This is a genomic window from Pseudomonas sp. UBA4194 (assembly GCF_002379585.1).
In the GTDB taxonomy this organism is placed as follows: domain Bacteria; phylum Pseudomonadota; class Gammaproteobacteria; order Pseudomonadales; family Pseudomonadaceae; genus Aquipseudomonas.
In genome coordinates, this window is the sequence record NZ_DFUE01000053.1 from 1 (window position 1) to 551 (window position 551).

Below are 551 nucleotides of genomic sequence, written 5' to 3' on the forward strand. Positions count from 1 at the left end.
GGTCCAACGGGTTGTAGTGCTCACAGCAGGCCAGGGAGCAAATGGTGCCAGCGGCGCTGTCGGTTGCGTGCAGGCCGGAGCCGTCGACTTGGCCCCGCACCATGCGCTCGTGATAGGTGGGTGTGTTCTTGCGTCGGTGCTGTAGCAGCGTGCCGTCGGCATCGAACAGCAGCTGGGCGTTGTAGATCGTGCCGCCGTCGCGCTCGTTGACACCGATGCAGGCCACGATCCCGGCCTCTCGGCAGGCCTCGCCGATCTGGCGGGTAACGTCGGAAGGGACGGTGACCGACTCTTCGAGCAGTTTGAGGTGTTGTTTGCCCATGGCGAAGGGTGGCTGCACGAACGAAAAGTAGGGGTAGTAGGGGATGACGGTTTCCGGGAATACCGCGAACTGCACACCGTCGCGGCCCAGTTGCAGCAGTCGTTCACACAGCTTGGCAACGGTGGCTTCACGGGAGTACAGCACGGGGCTGAACTGAACGGCGGCGGCGCGGATAGTGGGCATGGTGGCTTCCTATGGATTCTTGGGTGCCTGTGCGGGCGTCATCGCG

1 protein-coding gene is annotated in these 551 nt (G+C 63.7%); it reads right to left on the reverse strand.

What is annotated here, in order from left to right; genetic code table 11:
• Positions 1-505, reverse strand: a 505-nt coding sequence (locus tag B3397_RS13840; RefSeq protein ID WP_296250993.1) for a nitrilase-related carbon-nitrogen hydrolase, incomplete at its 3' end; no start/stop codon positions are given.
• Between the last annotated feature and the right edge of the window lie 46 nt (positions 506-551).